2 protein-coding genes and 1 pseudogene are annotated in these 1,604 nt (G+C 57.0%); 2 read left to right on the top strand and 1 reads right to left on the bottom strand.

Annotation, left to right across the window (positions count from 1 at the left end):
* A pseudogene (locus VGP75_RS06735) lies at positions 1–169 on the top strand (ATP-binding cassette domain-containing protein); the annotation flags it as partial.
* A 2-nt stretch (positions 170–171) separates the two neighbouring features.
* Here VGP75_RS06735 and VGP75_RS06740 read toward each other — a convergent pair.
* Complete coding sequence (locus VGP75_RS06740) at positions 172–921, bottom strand: FkbM family methyltransferase (RefSeq protein WP_327542922.1); 750 nt, start codon at positions 919–921, stop codon at positions 172–174.
* 291 nt (positions 922–1,212) lie between these two features.
* Here VGP75_RS06740 and VGP75_RS06745 point away from each other — a divergent pair.
* On the top strand, positions 1,213–1,604 hold a 392-nt coding region (locus VGP75_RS06745; RefSeq protein WP_327542923.1), incomplete at its 3' end, for a hypothetical protein.

A 1,604-nucleotide genomic window follows, 5' to 3' on the forward strand; every position in this document is an offset into this window, starting at 1 on the left:
GCTGCTGTTGGACGAGCCGTTTTCGCGGCTGGATGCCGCCCTACGCGCGCAGGTGCGCGAGATGGTATTTGACCGTGCCCGTGCAAGGGCGTTGCCGGTGTTGATGGTGACCCATGACGTGGATGATGCGCAGGCGGCGGGCGGCGTGATCGTGACCTTGGGGGGCTGAACCTAGGTGGCTTCCTTCCCCGTTAGGCGGGTTTTGTGGAATGTCTCGGAGATGAAGACCGCGTCGCCATAGCGCAACACGCCGGTTTTCAGTTTGCGTGACGGGTAGATGTTATAGAGCACGTAGCCGTGGCTGCGCATCAGCGTCAGGATGTCTTCAAGCAATGGAACGCCATCATAGTGTGGAAGCGAGAACCATTCGAGCATAATGATGTCGATCGCATGGCGTGACAGCAGGGTCTTTGCACCGGTCAGGATATTGAATTCACTGCCCTGCGTGTCAAGTTTCATGCAGGCGATATGATCAATGCCCTGCGCGGCGCACCAATCATCAAGGCGGCTGGTCTCAACGGTGATGGTCTCGACTGTCGCGTGTTCGGTATGTTTTGCCGCGGCTTCGTCGTTGTTGGTGAAGAGCGAGGAATTGCCAAGATAATCGGCAATATGGAAATCACTTTGTCCGGTTTCATGCGACAAAGCCATCTGATGCACCTTGACCGTCGGAAACCGCGAAAAGCGTTCCAGCACGTAGTCGCATTGCGCCGGGATCGGCTCGATCAGGTGAACCGGCAGATCACAGAAAAGACGGCACAGATGCAGTGCCACGGTGCCACGGTTGACACCCACATCAAGCACTGCGCCCTTGCGCTCTGAATGTTGCGAGAGCTGCGCGACAGCACCGATCGGGCCGCCCATCCTGATGATCTGGTCGCGATGCCGTTTGCCGGGCCGAAGCTTGGTTTCCGCGTTCATATCTTCGTCCTGTCGCAAGGGGTGCGGTATCTGTCGGATCTATTTGCCATAGATGCTGTCGGCGGCAAGATGCTGTAAGTGCCCGCCAAGTTCAATGCCGGTCATCATGGGCCCTGCCGCCGACAGCCGACAGCATAAGCTGCACGACTATAGGTTTGTCATTTTACGTGACCCGCAGTAAGCAATCCGGGACGTAAAATATAAGAAAACGACTTTCCCGTTTGTGCCCGTTCACATGCAAATCTTGCAACGGATGGCGCAGTGCAAATAGTCCGGAACAGGGGTGGATTGATGGGCTACGAGAGCATCGCAGAGACTTACATCGCGGCTGAAGAAGCCTTGTATGTTGCCGCGTCCCGCGCACGCCCTGCCGTAGCAAGCCGCCGTTTTCCGGCGGAAAAACGCGAAAAATGGTATCGGCGGGTGCGTGCTGTTGCCAAGTGGCTCGACACGAACGGACCCGAGCCTGATACTGTGCTGGCCGAGATCATGACGCCCTACGAGATCGGGATCATGGACCGGTTGGCAGCACGGCTTCCGATCAAGTATCAATACCGCGGATTAAACGGCATTCGGGAATATGCGCGCCTTTGGTCGATGTTTCCCGAACTGCTGGGTGACGCGCCGCCGCAAGATGTGCTTGAGCTGTCATGTGGGGCCTGCGGGATTTTTGATGTCCTTTC

This window comes from Yoonia sp. (assembly GCF_036007805.1).
In the GTDB taxonomy this organism is placed as follows: Bacteria; Pseudomonadota; Alphaproteobacteria; order Rhodobacterales; family Rhodobacteraceae; genus Yoonia.